Origin of the sequence: Pedobacter frigiditerrae, from assembly GCF_004331645.1 — a bacterium.
GTDB classification, from domain to species: Bacteria; Bacteroidota; Bacteroidia; order Sphingobacteriales; family Sphingobacteriaceae; genus Pedobacter; species Pedobacter frigiditerrae.
Window position 1 is genome coordinate 165,247 of record NZ_SJSK01000008.1, and the last position, 18,850, is coordinate 184,096.

Annotated in this window: 15 protein-coding genes; 2 read left to right on the forward strand and 13 right to left on the reverse strand. The window is 34.2% G+C overall.

Annotated elements, in window-relative coordinates; translation table 11 throughout:
• Positions 1 to 524: 524 nt before the first annotated feature.
• Positions 525 to 1,106, forward strand: coding sequence for a dihydrofolate reductase family protein (locus tag EZ428_RS22770; protein WP_131555650.1), 582 nt, complete (start codon positions 525 to 527; stop codon positions 1,104 to 1,106).
• 12 nt (positions 1,107 to 1,118) lie between these two features.
• On the opposite strand, the gene EZ428_RS22775 is transcribed toward EZ428_RS22770, so the two are convergent.
• The 3 genes from EZ428_RS22775 to EZ428_RS22785 all read right to left on the reverse strand — a co-directional run bounded on the left by EZ428_RS22775 (position 1,119) and on the right by EZ428_RS22785 (position 4,022).
• The gene (locus tag EZ428_RS22775) at positions 1,119 to 2,270 is read right to left on the reverse strand and encodes an acyl-CoA dehydrogenase family protein (protein ID WP_131555651.1); all 1,152 of its coding nucleotides are present in this window, start codon (positions 2,268 to 2,270) and stop codon (positions 1,119 to 1,121) included.
• 302 nt (positions 2,271 to 2,572) lie between these two features.
• The gene (locus EZ428_RS22780; protein WP_131555652.1) at positions 2,573 to 3,100 is read right to left on the reverse strand and encodes an adenine phosphoribosyltransferase; all 528 of its coding nucleotides are present in this window, start codon (positions 3,098 to 3,100) and stop codon (positions 2,573 to 2,575) included.
• A gap of 1 nt (position 3,101) precedes the next feature.
• Entirely contained in the window at positions 3,102 to 4,022 is a 921-nt protein-coding gene (locus EZ428_RS22785) for a ComEA family DNA-binding protein (RefSeq protein WP_131555653.1), read from the reverse strand.
• 61 nt (positions 4,023 to 4,083) lie between these two features.
• Here EZ428_RS22785 and EZ428_RS22790 point away from each other — a divergent pair, with 61 nt between their 5' ends.
• Positions 4,084 to 5,835, forward strand: coding sequence for a lysophospholipid acyltransferase family protein (locus EZ428_RS22790; RefSeq protein WP_131555654.1), 1,752 nt, complete (start codon positions 4,084 to 4,086; stop codon positions 5,833 to 5,835).
• Between the two features lie 221 nt (positions 5,836 to 6,056).
• Here the strand turns inward: EZ428_RS22790 and EZ428_RS22795 are convergent, their stop codons facing one another.
• The 10 genes from EZ428_RS22795 to EZ428_RS22840 form a co-directional block, all read right to left on the reverse strand.
• The gene (locus EZ428_RS22795; RefSeq protein WP_131555655.1) at positions 6,057 to 7,385 is read right to left on the reverse strand and encodes a hypothetical protein; all 1,329 of its coding nucleotides are present in this window, start codon (positions 7,383 to 7,385) and stop codon (positions 6,057 to 6,059) included.
• Positions 7,386 to 7,498: 113 nt separating this feature from the next.
• Positions 7,499 to 10,306 carry a TonB-dependent receptor gene (locus EZ428_RS22800; RefSeq protein ID WP_131555656.1) on the reverse strand — a complete coding sequence of 936 codons (2,808 nt, stop codon included), beginning with the start codon at positions 10,304 to 10,306 and terminating at the stop codon, positions 7,499 to 7,501.
• A 411-nt stretch (positions 10,307 to 10,717) separates the two neighbouring features.
• Entirely contained in the window at positions 10,718 to 11,218 is a 501-nt protein-coding gene (locus EZ428_RS22805) for an Mpo1 family 2-hydroxy fatty acid dioxygenase (RefSeq protein ID WP_131555657.1), read from the reverse strand.
• 219 nt (positions 11,219 to 11,437) lie between these two features.
• Positions 11,438 to 13,009, reverse strand: a complete 1,572-nt coding sequence (gene rny, locus EZ428_RS22810) for a ribonuclease Y (RefSeq protein ID WP_131555658.1) — start codon at positions 13,007 to 13,009, stop codon at positions 11,438 to 11,440.
• Positions 13,010 to 13,202: 193 nt separating this feature from the next.
• Positions 13,203 to 13,493 (reverse strand): cell division protein ZapA, encoded by a 291-nt coding sequence (locus EZ428_RS22815; RefSeq protein ID WP_131555659.1) that lies wholly within the window; start codon positions 13,491 to 13,493, stop codon positions 13,203 to 13,205.
• A 31-nt stretch (positions 13,494 to 13,524) separates the two neighbouring features.
• A complete protein-coding gene (locus EZ428_RS22820; protein WP_131555660.1) occupies positions 13,525 to 13,815 on the reverse strand; it encodes a hypothetical protein in 291 nt (96 codons plus the stop codon).
• A 94-nt stretch (positions 13,816 to 13,909) separates the two neighbouring features.
• A complete protein-coding gene (gene pheT, locus EZ428_RS22825) occupies positions 13,910 to 16,309 on the reverse strand; it encodes a phenylalanine--tRNA ligase subunit beta (protein WP_131555661.1) in 2,400 nt (799 codons plus the stop codon).
• A 159-nt stretch (positions 16,310 to 16,468) separates the two neighbouring features.
• Positions 16,469 to 16,663 (reverse strand): hypothetical protein, encoded by a 195-nt coding sequence (locus tag EZ428_RS22830; protein WP_131555662.1) that lies wholly within the window; start codon positions 16,661 to 16,663, stop codon positions 16,469 to 16,471.
• Between the two features lie 3 nt (positions 16,664 to 16,666).
• Positions 16,667 to 18,061 (reverse strand): radical SAM protein, encoded by a 1,395-nt coding sequence (locus EZ428_RS22835; protein WP_131555663.1) that lies wholly within the window; start codon positions 18,059 to 18,061, stop codon positions 16,667 to 16,669.
• Positions 18,054 to 18,830 (reverse strand): prolipoprotein diacylglyceryl transferase, encoded by a 777-nt coding sequence (locus EZ428_RS22840; RefSeq protein WP_225871130.1) that lies wholly within the window; start codon positions 18,828 to 18,830, stop codon positions 18,054 to 18,056. Before EZ428_RS22840 ends, EZ428_RS22835 begins: the two co-directional genes overlap by 8 nt.
• Positions 18,831 to 18,850 lie beyond the last annotated feature (20 nt).

Below are 18,850 nucleotides of genomic sequence, written 5' to 3' on the forward strand. Positions count from 1 at the left end.
CAGAATGAAATTTTGTTACCCCTGTTAGCTTATCATTTTATTCTCACCTTTATTTAAGTATCAAAATACACTGGACAGATTAGAAATCATCATATGCAACTTCTTCGTCTTTTATCCGAGCTAAGTTTGAGGCCGGTTCGTAGAAACCCCCATTTTAGAAAGGCTTATCCTAATGAGCTTAGAAGAAACACTAAAGGAACAACGAGTGAACGACAAAGGACAGGTGGATATAACGTGGAGTTAAGGCGCACTTGACGTGGACTTAATGTGGACCGGGAGCTGATGAAATTTTAAAGGAATTTGAAGCTTTTATAAGCTTAGCCTTGAGGGGCGCAATAGCAATTGAAGATAAGAAAAATTTATAGAATAATTAACCAAGCCCTTCATTATTTAAAATTTATTATATGCATTTAGTTATTTAGCTACCTCAGCTCATCATTTACAATAACGACCTGCAATAGCCTCATGAAACTTTTGATCAGTTCGAATGTTACCAAAGGCAATCAATAATAAAGAAAATTGACATGAGAAAATTAATTATTCAAGAATGGCTGTCGATTGATGGCTATGCAGCTGATGAAAAAGGTTCAACTGATTTTTTTGGCTCGAATGAAATGAATGTTGATTCAGATCAAGATATTCTAGAAGGAATGGATTCCATCGACACCATTTTATTAGGCGCAAGTACCTATAAATTATTTGTTGAATTTTGGCCAACACCACAAGCCGAAAAAGAAATTATAGCAAATCATTTAAATGAAACACCAAAAATTGTGTTTTCTAATTCATTAGTAAAAGTAGGGTGGGGAAAATGGGATAATGCTAAACTACAAAACGGAGATGCTGTTGACGAAGTTAAAAAGCTAAAACAACAAAATGGAAAAAACATGGTGCTTTGGGGAAGTTTATCACTGAGCAAATCTTTATTGAAGGCGAATTTAATTGATGAAATTGAAATTAGGACAGTTCCAATAATTTTAGGAAAAGGCTTAAGGCTTTTTGGGGAATCTGAGCAAATTGAATTTGAAACAGTAGCAACCAAAACATATAAGTCAGGAATGACGTTTGTGAAATATCGATTAAAACATTCACAAACATCACCTTAAATTTTAAGCTTATTACTTTAGAATTTCTCTAGCGATTACTATTTTTTGGATTTCTGAAGTTCCCTCCCCTATTGTACATAATTTACTATCGCGATAGAATTTCTCTACTGGGAAATCTTTAGTATATCCATAACCGCCAAATATCTGTACCGCTTCTGTAGCACATCTCACTGCAACTTCAGATGCATAATATTTTGCCATCGCAGATTCTTTTGTCATCGGCAAATGCCTGTTCTTTAAATCTGCAGCTTGACGGATTAACAGTTCAGCAGCTTCAATTTCTGTAGCCATATCTGCCAACTTAAAACTAATCCCTTGGAAACTAGAAATAGGCACTCCAAATTGATGACGTTCTTTAGCATAACCAACAGCAGCGAGATAAGCACCTTTAGCAATGCCTAATGATAAGGCCGCAATAGAAATACGACCGCCATCTAAAACTTTCATTGCTTGTTTAAAGCCATCGCCTTCTACGCCTAATAAATTTTCTTTGGGTACACGGCAGTTATCAAAAATCATCTCTGTAGTTTCTGACGCACGCATACCTAGTTTGTTTTCTTTTTTACCAGCAGAGAAACCTGGTGTTCCTCGTTCTACAACAATTGCTGAAATTCCCTTCGCGCTACCTGCTTCACCAGTGCGAACCATTACTACGGCTACATCTCCAGATTTACCATGGGTAATCCAATTTTTAGAGCCATTAATCACGTATTCATCACCTTCTAAAACTGCAGTGGTACGCATACGCAAGGCATCTGAGCCTGTATTTGCTTCTGTTAAGCCCCAAGCCCCAATCCATTCTGCCGTTGCTAATTTAGGCAACCATTTCATTTTTTGCTCTTCATTACCAAAAGCGAGTATATGTCCGGTACAAAGTGAATTATGAGCTGCCAAAGAAAGCCCAATTGAGCCACATACTTTAGAAACTTCTACAATAACATCAACATATTCTTGATAACCGAAGCCAGAGCCTCCGTAAATTTCTGGCACTAAAACGCCCATCAAACCGAGGTCGCCTAGTTGTTTAAAAATTTCTATTGGAAAATGTTGCACTTCATCCCACTCCATTACGTTTGGACGGATGTGTTTTTCAGCGAAATCGCTGACCATTTGTTTAATGATTTCTTGATTTTCGGCTACTTCAAAGCTAAAGCCTGTGTTCATACGGTAGGGTTTAAAAAAAGAAAAGTTTAAACACAACACCTTTTTGTGTTCGCATTTAAACTTTTCTTAAGATTTATATTTGGTTTAGAACAATGATAAACAAATTATATAACACTAGCAAGATATTTTTTAGCCATATTAAGTAGAATGTTTTGGTATTTGGTTCATTAACTCAATCAACTTCTTATTTTGAAAGAAAACCAGTATAAATTATAAGGAAATTTATTTTAAAATATTTTATGCTAGATAGTTGTAACGGTAATAAAATTGCGTTTTTTACACTAAGGTAGTTTTCTAACGCATTAATAACTTACCAAGGAAAATGTATTTGGACTGAAGAGGTTTAATCTATCCTTACCGTTTAAAAAATCTAAGCTAATTAAGAAAGAATACGCTACAACATTTGCCTGTAACTGGTTTACCAATTTAGAAGCAGCAACTACCGTACCTCCTGTTGCCAATAAATCATCATGAATTAAAACATTTTGCCCGGCAGTAAAGGCATCCTCATGAACCTCTAAAGTAGCACTGCCATATTCTAAATCGTAAGATTGTTGTATGGTTTTGTAAGGTAACTTTCCCGCTTTACGTATGGGAACAAACGGAACATCTAGAACTTGTGCCAAGGCTAAACCAAATAAAAAGCCACGACTTTCTATACCTGCAACAACATCTATTTTTACACCTTTTAATTGGTCGGCTAGCGCTTTAGTAATTTCCGCACATAAAGCAGCATCTTTTAGTACCGGAGTAATGTCTTTAAAAATAATTCCTGGTTTTGGGAAATCGGCAACATCACGTAAAGTTTGTTTAATTCTGGTTTCGAGCATTTTAGAAAGTGAGATAAGGTGCTAGGTTTTGAATATTTTGTGGGGTTAAGATAGCCACTTTCTTTAAATCATCAATGCTATTAAATTTTCCATGTTGTTTTCTATATTGAACTATCGCATTTATCTGTTTATATTTTAGATACGGATGGCTTTTCAAATCTTCAAATTCAGCTGTATTGATATTGATTTTCTTAATATTCGAAACATCAATCTTAACCTGATCTTTAATCTCTACAAACTTCACGCTATCCAATCCGTAAACTTCCAGTAATTGTTCCTTTTTGTAAAAGCCGCCCAATTTTTCTCTATATTTCACTATTCGCCTGGCAAATGCTGCTCCTACTCCCTTAATTTCATCTAGCTGTAAGGTATCTGCACCATTTATTTCTACAACAACTAATTCCTTTTTAACATAAGGAGTTCTTTCTGGATATGCCTTCTTTTCAAATTTATTTGCAAAACTAATGTTTTCTATCTCTATGTAAGGTAGTAAAGCTTTGTATTTTTTTGGGGTGATGGCATACATCCTTTGCAAATCTTCTGGCTTGTAAAACTTGCCACCTTTATTCCTATAATTAACTATTGATTGAGCTTGTTTTGCAGAAAGTCCAAGTTTTTGCCATTGTACCAAATCAATTTTATTGGGGTCAAACTTAAAAAGACTTAGGGGCGTAGTTTCACTGTCTTCTATCTGATTACGAATTTTTGAATAATAAGTAGGCCGTTGCTGATTTACTAAAACCAATTTTTTTAAAGCCGTTTGCTCTTCAATTGATAGAACTTGAGGTTTTATAAAATATGTTGAATAAAAATAAGGCAATACACTTACTAGCAATAAAATAGTCATTAAAGCCAACAATCCATTGTACTCTCGCTTTGTAAAGCCAAAGTAGTTATTTAACCAAGTTTTAATATTTAGCATAGGTACTCTAAATATAATCGTTATTTTTGAAATTGCTTTACTAATTAACACCTCCCTTTAGATGAAGATTATTACTAAACAAGAGTTTGCCAAAGCCACTAAAATAGATAAGTTAGGCGTCCCAGGTCTTGCAGCTTTATTAATGGAAGTAATGAAGTTGAACGATATCAACAAGGTATTTTCTAAAAACGAACATTTTGCCGGATTAGAGTTTGTTGATAAAATATTAGAAACCATTGGAGTAACCATAGATTTTGACGAAGACGATTTAAAGAACATACCCAAGACTGGTGGCTTTATTGCCATTGCCAATCACCCTTATGGCGGCGTAGAAGGTTTGGCATTGGTAAAACTTTTGTGTACGGTTAGGCCAGAGGCTAAGGTAATGGTTAACTTTATCCTTAAGAAAATACCTAACCTTAGTGAGTTTTTTGTTGCCGTAAATCCGTTTGAGAACGTACAACATTCATCGAGCATTAGCGGCTTAAAAGCTACGTTTGATTTATTGCAAAGCGGTACCCCTATTGGTATTTTCCCTGCAGGTGAGGTTTCTACTTTTAACCTAGAAACACAAGAAGTTACCGATAGAATTTGGCATCCTGTAGTAGGAAAACTGATTTCACGTTCTAAGGTTCCCGTAGTACCTATTTATTTTCACGGCAACAATGGGGTTCTATTTAACATTCTAAGTTTTATTCACCCAACATTAAGAACCGCAAAGTTACCTTCAGAATTTTTAAACAAACAAGGTTTAAATATTAAGGTTAGGATTGGAAAACCAATTAAAATTGAGGATATATCCTATAAAAAAGACACCAACAAATTATTAGATTTTCTAAGAGCCCGAACTTATGCACTAGGCACAAGCTTAGAGGAAGAAAAGAAATTATTTAATCCGATTAATCTTTTTAAAAGAAAAAAAACACCAGCAGCAATAGTTGAAGAAACGGATAGAAACCTGATTCTTAAAGAAGTCGATAAACTTGAAGATTTTAGGGTTTGGGAAGAAAAAAATTATGAAGTTTACATAACCCCGACTGCAAGTATCCCTAATATTTTAAGAGAAATTGGGCGCTTGCGTGAAATTACTTTTAGGGAAGTTGGCGAGGGAACAAACAAGAAAATAGATTTAGATAACTACGATATTTACTATAACCACTTATTTATTTGGGATAAGGATTTACAGAATATTGTAGGCGCTTATCGCATTGGCAAAGGAGATGAAATTTTAGATACCATGGGTAGAAGAGGTTTTTACCTATCGGAATTATTTAAGATTAAAGAACCTTTTTATCCAATTCTGAGACAAGGAATTGAATTGGGCCGCTCGTGGATTAGAAAAGAATACCAACTTAAACCATTACCCTTATTTTTACTATGGAAAGGGATTTTAAAATATTTGGTACTAAATCCTCAATACAGATATCTGTTTGGCCCTGTAAGTATCAGCAATAATTTCTCTAAACTATCTAAGTCTATCATTGTAGATTATATTACAAAAAATCATTTTGATTACGAATTAGCATCGTACATTAAGCCAAGAAACAAATTTAAGGCAGACTTAACAGGCATTGATACAGATTTATTGGTAGAAAGCAGTGATTCATTAAAAGATTTAGATGGCTTGATTGGGGATATTGAGAACTCGCATATCAAGATTCCAGTATTGCTTCGTCAGTACATGAACCTAAATGCCAAAATTATTTGCTTTAACATAGACCCTAAATTTTCAGATTGTTTAGATGGGTTTTTGGTGGTTGATGCACATAAAATCCCGACTGATATGCTGGAGAAAATTGGCAAGAATTTCTAACCCCTAAATCCCCTAAAGGGGACTTAAATAACAAAAGCCACGACATCCATCGTGGCTTTTTGCTTTATCAACTAACCTAAACTTAAACGTTAATTATTAACCAAATATTTAACATTGCAAAAGTAATTTTAGCTTGTTAAATGAATGTTAAGCTTGGGTTATAAAAACAAAAAAAGGCATCATAAAATTTACGATGCCTTTTTGATAGATATTATTTTTTATTAATATTTTGTGTTTTGAGCATTCCAATTAGCCCAACCTGCTGTCCAATCTGTAGTTCCAAAAGCACCACGATAAGTTACAGACGTTGCATTTGTAGTAGCTACCCAAGTACCTGCAAGTGCAGGAGAACCTGTACTTGGTAAAAAGTTTGGAGCTAATAGGTTAAATGGATTGTTTAATTTTAGACCAACGTTAACATCTGTCAAAACTACACAACCATCTGCTAATGCTTTTGTTTGCATTTCCGCTGTTGTCAAAGTAGTAGCAGTTACTAAAAATGAAGGACCATAAGCAGCTACAATGTTATTTTTAAATTGTGAATCACCAGCTTTATAGAAGTTAGCAGTTTTATCAGATTCGATATTTAATCCACCTTTTTGGTTTCCTAATATAATAGAATTATTAAAGATAAACTTAGCACCTCTTCTCCAACGGTTACCATAAGCATGTCTAGATGCTGTACCAGTTGCATTATTTGGGCCAATTAAAGTTAAATTAGATAATTTAGGTTGAGTAATAGGAAGTGCGTCAGTTCCATCTTTATCATTATCACACTCAACACCGTTACCATCATCAGCTGCATCAACAAAAGCAGGGTCTCTTAAGGCTAATGCAAACTGTATGCTTCCATTAAAGCCAAAGTCAAAATCGAAGTCATCATCCGCAGTTGCGTAAGCAATTAGGTTTTTACATTGTACTGTTCCACCAAAAAACTCGTAAGCATCGTCATTAGCATAAACAGTTTGTACATTTTCAACTATTGTTCCACTTCCTACCGCATAGAAAGTTAAAGCATTTATCTCGCTATCATTTACACCAATACCTGCATATTCAATACGCACGTAACGTAAAATTCCAGAGTTATCTGTTGGTACATTATCAGTTCCGTAAGTTAATGCAACACCACCTTCTACTTGCACAGCTGTTGTTCTATTTGTTGGTGCTTTACCTACTAAAATTATACCTCCCCAATCACCTGGAGTTCTGCTACCTGCGTCTTTACCAGAAGTAAAAACAATCGGCTTAGTAACCGTCCCGTCTGCAATTAATTTAGAACCTTTGTCTATTACTAAAGCAGCTTTAGTTCCAATTTTCGCTCTTACCACAGTTCCTGGCTCTACAGTTAAAACAGCATTATTTTTAACTAAAACTACACCGTCTAAAATCCATTGTCTATCAGCAGTTAAAGTTCTGCTTGTTGTAATCTCACCATTGATAGTTTCGGGTGCTTTTGGAGTTACCACAACTTCTTCATCATCACTTTTTCTACATGATGCGAAGGCCAAAAGAGCTGCCAAAAATAAAACTGATAATTTGTAATTTCTCATTGTCTTTTCTTTTAATTATTTATTTATTTATTCAAAAATAAAGGCTTAATGTTTTTTAAACATTAAGCCTTCTTTACCATTAGATTATCTGAATATTACCTTAATGTTAAGGGTTATTTTTTATCTAGGCTAAAATTGTAGGTAAAAGTTAAACTTGCACCAGTTCCTGTCCTAGCAGTGTTCATGATATTGTCTGTTCCCGCTTGATATGTATTCTTTGTGTTGTTGTTTTGATAGAAATAGATTTTTTCATTCAAAATATCAACTAGGTTGAGTCTCAATTCTGCTTTATTTTTCAATAATCTTTTTGAAATTTGAAAATCTATCATATTTCTTCCTTTTTCATAGATATCAGGATAACCTTGATAACCTACTTCAGAAATTCTTTCTCCAACTCTATTATACAATAAGTTGAAAGATAAGTTAGTTTTTGGTTCATTAAATAACAAGCCTGCATTAATTAAGTAAGGAGACTGCCCTTGTAAAGCTCTAGATGTAATCTCAGAAACTAAACTATTTAAGTTTACAGTTGAGAAAATGATAGAGGTGTTAGCGTAAGCTGTTAGATTTTTATAAAAATCGTTATCGCTTATGAAAGCTAAATTTTTACGAACCTCCAATTCCATTCCATAAGTAGTCGCAGAAGTTGCATTTTGGAAAGTAATGTTTCTTACACTTCCAGATGAAACAACTTGCTCAATAGGATTCTTGAAATATTTGTAATATCCAGATACTGATAATACTTGGCCCGCACCAGGGAAAAACTCATATTTAAAATCTATATTAGTATTTTGACTTCTTTTCAAGTCTGGGTTACCTTGTAATATTCTTTTAGAAATATAATCGAAGAACCCAAAGTTAGAAAGCTCCCTTAATTCTGGTCTTGTAACTGTTTGTGATGCAGATAAACGGATATTTGTTTTTTCGCTAAGGTTATAAGTAGCATTTAAAGATGGTAAAATATCAAGATATTGTTTTTCCACTTTAACTTTTGCACCTGTATAATCTGCAGTATTAACTAATTGATAAGAATCTTCTATTCTTGCACCAAAAGAAACCCTTAATTTTTTGTTCAAACGAGTATCCAACATCGCATAACCTGCATTTAAATCAGAGGTAGCGTCATATTTATCTGCATTTTCTGTTCCTTCATCCATGATAAAACCTGTTGGTTTTAAATTAGCTGGATCAAATATTTGGTTAAATGGCAAAGTTAACAAACTCGCATCGAATGAGCCAAATGATTTGATGTAACCAAATTTTCTTGCCTTAAAGTCCCTTAATTTATACTGTTTCATTCCACCAACTTTTAAAGAGCTTTTCTCATTAAAAAGTGTAAAAGGTAAAGTAAGATTTAAACCGGCGTTATAGCTGTCTTCGAACAACTCTGAGAAAAATCTACTTGCATCAGTTCTAGATGCGGTGCCATTTGGAACTACCGCTTCGTATTTAGTTGCACCTTGGTCGTAATCTAATCTGTAATTAACAGATTTTAAATCTGGCTGCAAACGGTCAGAATAAGAATAACCTAAATTCCAGTTAATTTTTAAATCTTCCCAAGCTAACTTGTGTTCTCCTTCTAGTTGCGTATTTAATAATGATTTGCTCACTAAGTCGTAAGAATAACCTTGAATATAATCTTTATCCACAAACTGAGTTCCTGAACGTGAAGTATAAGTATTATCTAATGAGATATTATATAAATTTTTAAAAGCAATTTTGTTATTACCTTTTATATAAGCAATGTTTGCTAAAGCTCCCACTGATGAGCTAAATTTATAGGTATTGTCCTTAAAATCATATTGCGTTGTTGCCCCTTCATAATCAAATCGTTCTGATTCGTTTCTATTTTCTGCATTTCTATAAGTTAAAGAAAAGATAGCGCCAATATTAGCCTTGTTTTTTAATTCTTTACGCAATCCCATACTTAATTGGTATGCTTGAGCTGGCATAGCCGAATTATAGTTATTAGTTTGAAATGAGTTAGCAAATAACTTGCCGGCATCTATTTTCTGATTTGATGTTAACACATTATATTTTGCAGTTGATGGAACTCCTTTCGGAATGTTTCTACTGCTTTTAAAGAAACCAAAGTTTTCTACGCCGCTTTTTTCTCCAAGGTGGAAGTTTTTAAATGTAGATTGAGAATTATAACCAGTACCTACAGATCCGAAAAGATAGTTATCAGAAGGGATATCTTTTGTTAAAACCTGTACCACACCACCTGAGAAATCCCCTGGCAAATCCGGCGAAGCAGTTTTATTGATTACAATGTTATCAATCATATTAGATGGAATAATATCGAATGAGAAAGCTTTACGATCTGGCTCTGAACTAGGCAGGATGGCATTATTTAATAAGGTTGCGTTGTATCTATCGCTCAAACCACGAACAATAACAAACTTATTGTCTTGGATACTTGTACCACTTACTCTTTTTAAAACTTCAGAAGTATTTCTATCTGGCGAACGTTTAATTTGATCTGCTGAAATACCATCTGAAATACTCACATTGGTTTTTTGTTTTAGGTATAGAGTGTTAACAGATTCTTGCTTAACAGATGTGGTAATTACAACCTGGCTTAATGTAGAACTTGATTCTTCTAACACGACGTTAACTGTAGTTACTGCGTTGTCATTAACTTCAACTTCAGTAACATTTTTTGTACTGTAACTTACATAAGATACTTCTAATACATATTTACCAGCAGCTAAGCCGCTTAGCGTATATCTTCCTTCAACATCAGTTGCTACAGCTTTAGTAGTTCCAGAGATTTTTACACCAGCACCAATTAAGGTTTCACCAGTTTTTTTATCAGATATTGTTCCTGAGATTTTTCCTGTTTGTGCGAAAACAGCTGTACCTATAACTACAAATAGTAATGTAAGGAATGCTTTTTTAAGAGTTAATTGTGATTTCAATTTGCCTATTTTTTGTTTCAGCAAAACTATTACCACAATGTTAGCTTCGTGTTAGCTGTAAATTACCATTCGTTTACCAACATGTTAATTTAATGTTAAATGGCTAACAAATCAATGTGCTAAGGCCGATTTTGTTCTTTGCAAAGCATAATGAGCGATTTTTAACGGTTAACAACAAATTAACTTTAAATTATTTTCTCTATTGCAGATTTAAGGGTACAGGAGATTTATAATATAAGTGTTTTTCTCGCATAGATTCGCAGAAAAGGCACAGACATTAACCTAGTAATCTGCTCTTATCTGCGGTTTATGAAATTATGCTGGCTCAGCGTAAATCTGCGAAAAACCTTTCTCTTTTATCGCAGATGGCCGCAGAGCTTAAATAATTGTTGATGTAAATAAGTAAAAACCTTAATATTTTAGCCCTATTTTTTTGCAAACAAAATGTAGTAACCAGATTGGACCAATCAGCAAAAACTTAACATCATCTAAAAACGATGGTTTCTTTCCTTCAATTTTATGACCAATGAATTGACCAACCCAAGCTAATACGAAAATCACTAGATAGATTAAACAAGCTGTTAAACTTCCTAAACCAAAAACCCCTTCTATTTTGACAATAACATAACTCATTAAACCAATAATCCATATCATTAAGAAGAACAGCACTGGAGATAGGGTAAAATAATAATACATTGAAAAGGCGATTAAAAAAGAAGCCCAGTTTAAATATCCATTGTACTGACCTAAAAAATCTAAATGCGGAAATGGAATTTGCCAAACCAAGCCTAACAAACTAAATACAATTAGCGGCACACAGATCCAATGAATAGTTTCGTTGGTTAGATTTTGATGACTTTCTGCGTATTTATCAAAAAGTACATCTACAGGGCGTTTTTCTATTTGTTCCATTTGGTTATAATTTTGTAAACCCGTCGTTGTAGATCCTTCGACTACGCTCAGGATGACAAAACGATTTGGTTTGATATATAAAGATAAAAAAGCGTCCTGAAAATTCGGGACGCTTTTAAAAATATTATTTATCTAGTCATCGGATGAATATAGGCTACATTTTTATATTCATCCGATGACTATCTTAGAGATTCTTCGCTTCGCTCTGAATGACAAGTACTATTTAGCAAAAGCCACAGACCTAGTTTCTCTAATTACCGTAACCTTAATCTGACCTGGGTAAGTCATTTCTGTTTGAATACGGTTTGAGATATCCGCTGCTAATAATTCTGCTTGAGCATCTGTAATTCTTTCACTTTCTACAATTACACGTAGTTCTCTACCTGCCTGTATGGCAAATGTTTTTTCTACACCTGGATAAGACATAGCCAATTCCTCTAACTCTTTTAAACGTTTGATGTAACTTTCTACAACCTCACGTCTTGCCCCTGGTCTTGCGCCAGAAATAGAGTCACAAGCCTGAATAATTGGTGAAATCATTGAAGTCATTTCTATCTCGTCATGGTGAGCTCCAATTGCATTACAAACTTCAGGGTGTTCCTTATATTTTTCTGCCAACTGCATACCCAAAATAGCATGAGGTAATTCTGGATTATCATCAGGCACTTTACCTATATCATGCAATAAACCAGCACGTTTTGCCATCTTAGCATTTAAACCCAACTCAGCTGCCATGGTAGCACAGAAATTAGCTACCTCACGAGAGTGATGTAACAGGTTTTGTCCATATGATGAACGGTAACGCATACGCCCAACCATTCTAATCAATTCTGGGTGTAAGCCATGAATACCTAAATCGATAACCGTACGTTCGCCAATCTCAACAATCTCATCTTCAATTTGCTTTTTGGTTTTAGCCACAACCTCTTCAATACGAGCTGGGTGAATACGACCATCTGTTACCAAACGGTGTAAAGCTAAACGAGCAATCTCTCTTCTAACTGGATCAAAACCTGACAAGATAATTGCCTCTGGTGTATCGTCTACAATGATCTCGATTCCAGTTGCTGCTTCTAAAGCACGGATATTTCTACCCTCTCTACCAATAACACGACCTTTAATTTCATCACTATCAATATGGAAAATAGAAACCGAATTTTCAATCGCAGCTTCTGCAGCGGTACGTTGAATGGTTTGGATCACTACCTTTTTAGCTTCTTTACTGGCTGTTAATTTAGCTTCATCAACAATGTCTTTAACCTGCATCATGGCTTGAGCACGAGCTTCGGTTTTCATATTTTCAACCAGTTGGTTTTTTGCTTCTTCTGCACTTAAACCAGCAATAGTTTCTAATTGCTGAACATGTTGATTTTTCAAAACATCAACCTCTTCCTGTTTTTTTACGGCAAGTGATGTTTGTTTTTCTAGATTTGATTTAACATTATCCAACTCTTGCTCTTTACGAGTCATGTTTTCTATTTTAGAATTAAGCGATTGTTCTTTTTGCTTAATGCCATTTTCACGTTGGTTAACTTCGTTATTTCTAGCACTTACTTGTTGCTCATGCTCCGTTTTCATTTGCAAAAACTTCTCTTTAGCTTCAAGTAATCTATCTTTTTTTAACATCTCAGCATTGCTTTCTGCTTCCCTAAGAATCTTTTTCGCTTTGTTCTGAGCAGCAACTTCTTGTTGTTTCAATAGGTTGCGTAATAGGTACCTCCCTATAACAATCCCTAGCGCCAAGCTGGCTAGTATTCCTCCAATTATCCCTGATATATCTATGATATCCATTTTTTGTTTTATATAAAAAAACCGTAACTAAATAATTATGTTGCATGCACTTGGTTCATAAATTCTCCAGCAAAGCTGATGATTAAATAAATTCAAGAAATATTGAAACATAAAAATTTAGCCACGGCCAAATTCTTTTAGCTTAAGATGGTTTTACAATGATTACTCATCAATTAAACCAATAAAGAACGATTTATTTAGCGAAAAATCCGTTTAATAAACTATCCAATTCTTCGACTTTATCAGCTACTTCAGTATCTTGGTTTTGCACCTTATGCTCCGTTCTTAAAACAGCTGTTGCATAATGCAACACTGCCATAGAAAGCAAATCCTGTTTATCTCTAACCGCATAATTTTCTTGGTAATCTTTTATGCGCTCATTAATAATTTTAGCTGCTCGTCTCACAATTTCTTCCTCTTCCATATTCACCTTTAAGGGGTAAATACGGTCAGAAATAGTTATTTTAATCGAGATTTCTCCCATTTTTTAGCTTAGTTTCAATTTTTTATGTCGCCTATTTTTTAAGCAACACTACACACTTATCAATCTCCCGCACAAATTCGTTAATTTTTTGCTTTATATCAAGTGACTTTTCACTTGTTCCTTCAATACTCTTTGCTAATTTAAGTACCCTTAACTTTTCATCGAGTTCTTTGTTATTAATTTTGGCAGCATCAAGTGCTGTTTTTGTTTGTTGGTTTTCTAATTTTAATAAGTCATTTTCTTCTTGCAAAGCACTACACAACTCAATTAATCGAGCTGTTTTATGTATTACACTATTTAATTGTTCTGCAACCGAAGACATTATTTTAGTATTAAGTATTTAGCATCAAGTATCAAGCCTTGCTAATAATTAAGCTTTTGCTTTGGTTTTTTAGCTTTGGTCTTTAAACTTTCACTTATTTTCTTATTTCTGCTTTAGCACTTTGCGCTAAGTTAGCGATAATCTTTTGCATAATCGCATCGATTTGCTTATCAGTTAAAGTCTGCTCTTCATCCTGTAAGGTAAAATTCAATGCATAAGATTTTTTACCTAATGGTAATTTATCACCTTGGTAAACATCGAAAATCTGAACTTCCTTCAATAATTTTTTCTCAGTTTTAAAAGCAATACTTTCTAAATCTCCAAAGGTAACCTGCTCATCAACCAACATGGAAAGGTCTCTTCTTACTGCCGGATATTTTGGAACATCTTTATTTACAATCTTGTTTTTTCTAACTGCATCTAATAATAAAGCCCAGTCGAAATCTGCATAAAACACAGCCGCATCAACACCAGCTTGCTTTCTATCCCCTGCAGTTGCCGCACCGAAGGAGACTAGTGTTTGAGCTCCTCTAAAATATTTTAAGCCATAGGCGAAGTTTTCATCCTTAATTTCTTCAGACTGAAAATTACTTAAACCTAAACGACTAATTACAGCATCAACCGCAGCTTTTAAATTATAAAATGTAGATGGAGTTGTAATGTGGTTCCATTGTTCACTTTGTTTAGCACCGCTAATTAAAACCAATAAACGTGGTCGCTCTATATATTGCTCATTAATTAAATGATAGGTTTTACCAAACTCATATAATTTCAAATCTGAGTTTCTACGATTTTGATTATAAGCCACACTTTCTAACGCTGGTTGCAATAAACTTTGGCGCATTACATTTAAATCTGAACTTAATGGATTTAAAATCTGTACGGCTTCATCTGGATTTTTAGAATATGCTGAACGTGTTAAAGAGTTACACCAAATCTCTAAGAAACCATTTGCTGTTAACATATCTGCAATTAGGTTTTGTACATTCTCTTTATTCGGCTTTGCCGTAAAAGCTAGAGATGCATTAACCTTAGTTGGGATATGAATATTGTTGTAGCCGTAAATACGTAAAACTTCTTCTGTTACATCGCATTCACGAGTTACATCTACTTTGTAAGCAGGAACTTTTAAACTTAATCCTTCTGCTGTTTCTGCTGCCACATCAATTCCTAAAGCTAAAATAATAGCCTTAATTTCTGCAGCAGGAATATCCTGACCAATCAGTTTTACAATATTTGCATAACTAACTTCAACATCAAACGGATTTGATTTTACAGGATAAACATCAGAAATTGAAGAAGAGATTTCGCCACCTGCAACTTCTCGAATTAATAAAGCTGCACGTTTTAAAGCATACAAAGTAATTTCTGGGTCGGCACCACGCTCATATCTGAATGAAGCATCCGTTTTTAAGTTATGTCTTTTAGACGTTTTACGTACAGAAACTGAATTGAAATAGGCACTTTCTAAAAATACGTTTGTTGTTTGTTCGCTAATACCTGACGTTTTACCACCAAATACCCCAGCAATACACATTGGCTCTTCAGCATTGCAAATCATCAAATCATCTGCCGAAAGTTTACGTTCTACATCATCTAAGGTTACAAATGGGGTTCCTTCTGCTACTTTTTTAACAATTACTTGTTTGCCTTTTATTTTGTCTGCATCAAAAGCATGCAAAGGCAGACCAAGTTCGTGCAACACATAATTGGTTACATCAACAATGTTGTTAATCGGGCGAATGCCAATAACTTTTAACTTATCTTTTAGCCAATCTGGTGATGATTTCACAGTTACACCAGCAATTGTTACACTGCTATAACGCGGACAAGCCTCGCTGTCTTCAACCTCAACTGCGATTGATAAATTTTCATTAAGAGTTTTAAAAGCAGCAACATCTGGCATTTGATAAGAAGTGCGCAAGTAGGCTGCTAAATCTCTTGCTACGCCTAAATGTGATGCTGCATCTGCCCTATTTGGTGTTAAACCTATTTCAAAAACAAAATCATCTTCCATTTTGAAATAAGATCTTGCAGCAATACCTATTTCAGTATCCTCTGGCAAAATCATAATCCCAGCATGAGAAGCTCCTAAACCAATTTCATCTTCAGCGCAAATCATTCCTTCAGAAACTTCGCCCCTAATTTTAGATTTATTGATTTTAAAAGGCTCTCCTTCGTTAGGAAAAACCGTAGTGCCAACTGTAGCAACCACCACTTTCTGATTTACACCAACATTTGGCGCACCACAAACAATTTGTAAAAGTTCTCCTGTACCAACATTTACCTTTGTTACACGTAAGCGGTCCGCGTTTGGATGCTGCTCACACTCAACCACATGACCAATTACCAAACCTTCCAAGCCACCCACAATAGGTTGTACCTTTTCCAAGCTTTCTACCTCTAAACCAATATTGGTTAAGATGAGAGAAATTTCCTGTGGGGTTTTTTCAGTTTGTATAAATTGTTTAAGCCAATTATATGATATTTTCATTTTTGGAGTATTGGGTAATGCGTATTGCGTACTGAGACAAATCTCATTACGCATATCTCTATACGCTATACGATTTAGTAAAACGCAAAGATATTATTTAAAGCGGAAAGCAGAAAGGTAAAATGGAATACATTTCACTAAAAATGAGCGACAAGAATTCTATAATCCTGATAGAATTGCTGCACAAGCACCAACGCCAATTACCAGCATTACAATTGAAATGATTAGCAATTTCAAAGCCGGTTTTAGCGGTTCGTTTTTGGAAGATTTAACTATAAGTTGGATTAAACCTATTAAGAATATAACCCCTGCCGTGAGCCAATAGATGATACTTAAAACTATAATGCCTTCCATGATCTAATTTAAATTTAATTTTTCTCTTATTGCATCTATTTTATGATCTCGATAAAAAATATTCATTGTTTCAAATGGAACAATTTTATATTTATCGCTTACAATATGTACACATGATTTTTTTACTGCCCGTACATCAAAATCCAAAGGATCCATAAAGTTCATGATGATGATACGAAATAAGTTATCATAACTCAGGTTATCAGATTTAACTCTTGGCAAACAACACATCAATTCACCAAAAGTATCTTCTGCACAATCTACCGAAACGCCAGTGCTAAACAAGTTAAGCATGTGTTCTTTTAACTTTTCATCGTGTTCAAAAACAATAGTGTTTTTTGAGTTATTCAATAAATCTTCAGGGTTAATTAAATGAGTCATAGGGATTACCTCATCTCCTATTTTTAATGCATAAGCCATACATAATGCATCTGGATTACAAGGCACGGGAATTAAATCTTGTGGTGTAAATATTGGATACTGTTCATATATTTTTCTTCGAACTTCAGTTAAGGTTATTCTTCCTGCTTGATCATTATAATCATCGTTTCTACCAGCAACTTGAGTAGGCTGAAAAGTAACACCCCTAACACATCTTTGTTTAAGCGCATATTCTAAAATATTGCCTATTTCATGGTCATTTAACCCATTCTGAAGTGTCACCACCAAGGTTGTTGAAACATTAAAATGATTAAGGTGTTCTATTGCTTTTTTTCTTACATCCGTTAAATCTTCTCCTCTTAATTTTGTTAGCACCTCAGGGCTGAAACTGTCAAATTGCAAGTAGATTTCAAAGTCTGGCATATACGTAGCTAGTTTTTCAACAAAGTTGATGTCTTTTGCAATTCGAATACCATTTGTATTAACCATTAAATGTTTAATAGGCTTAGTTTTAGCTAAATCTAATATTTTAAAGAAATCTGGATGAACAGTGGGCTCACCGCCAGAAAGTTGAACAACATCTGGCTCACCTTCGTTGGCAACAACTACATCCATCATTTTTTCAATTTCGGCTAGTGTTCGGTGCCTACCATAGTTTGGAGAAGACATAGCGTAACAAGTTGGGCAAGCTAAATTGCAGCGATCAGTCACTTCTATTACCGTTAAACAAGAATGTTGTTCATGGTCGGTACACAAGCCACAATCATACGGACAACCATAATGAACTTTTGTATTAAACTTCAATGGCATTTCAGATTGTTTATTATAATTCCTGATTTGTTTGTAATATTCAACATCATCAGCAATCATCACTTTGCTATCACCATGCGTTTTACAATGTTTAAGCATGTAAACTTTTGCATCTTGAAAAACAATCTTAGCATCACAAAGCATTAAACATTCTGGGCACAAGCTTTTAGTATAGTCGTAATAAATGTAATCTCTTGTGTTAGCCATAAATTTTTTCCTTAATTAAAATTTGCCTCGTAAGCCGAATTATGAATTTATAATAGTACAAAAAAATAAATATAGCCGACCAATGAATACTACTTAAATTTAAAAACAAAGGTTGATATGGCTTTATAAATTCTACCAAAAACCTATATATAAAATATAAAACCATAAAAAACTTAAACTGGTCTCCATTTATTAATTTTTTATTTTTAATAGATTGAAATAATATAAAAAGTATAACTAAATATATCATTTCATAAAGGGCAACCGGATGTCTTTTTATGCCATCCCCCAGGTTCATACCCATAAAAAAATTGGTCTTTACACCATAAGTTGGCTCATCTATACCCATTAAAAAACAACCAATCCTGCCTATAAACAAGGCGGTTAAAATAGGAACAACATATAAATCGCCCGAAGCTATCCTTACCCCAATAAATTTTTTAATAATTTCTACTCCAAACAAACCACCTAATAAACCACCAGCAATTGTTTTACTAGCATAAATAGTCATAAAAGAAATCTGACTTAATTCATTGGGTGTTTCTAAAACGGCAATCAGTCTTGAGCCTATTAAAGCACCAAGCATTGCGCCAAGCATAATCCAAAGCCTATGCTCATCAGAAATTGGATCTTTAATCTTTTTCTTTTGATAATAGTAAATCCTTACCCCTATAATAAAAGCTAAAGTTTCGAGAATGTAGTGCCAATGATAGAGTTGACCATCAATTGTAAATTGTACAGGAAAGGAAGTTGAAGTAAGTATGCCCAAAATAATATATTATAAGTGCA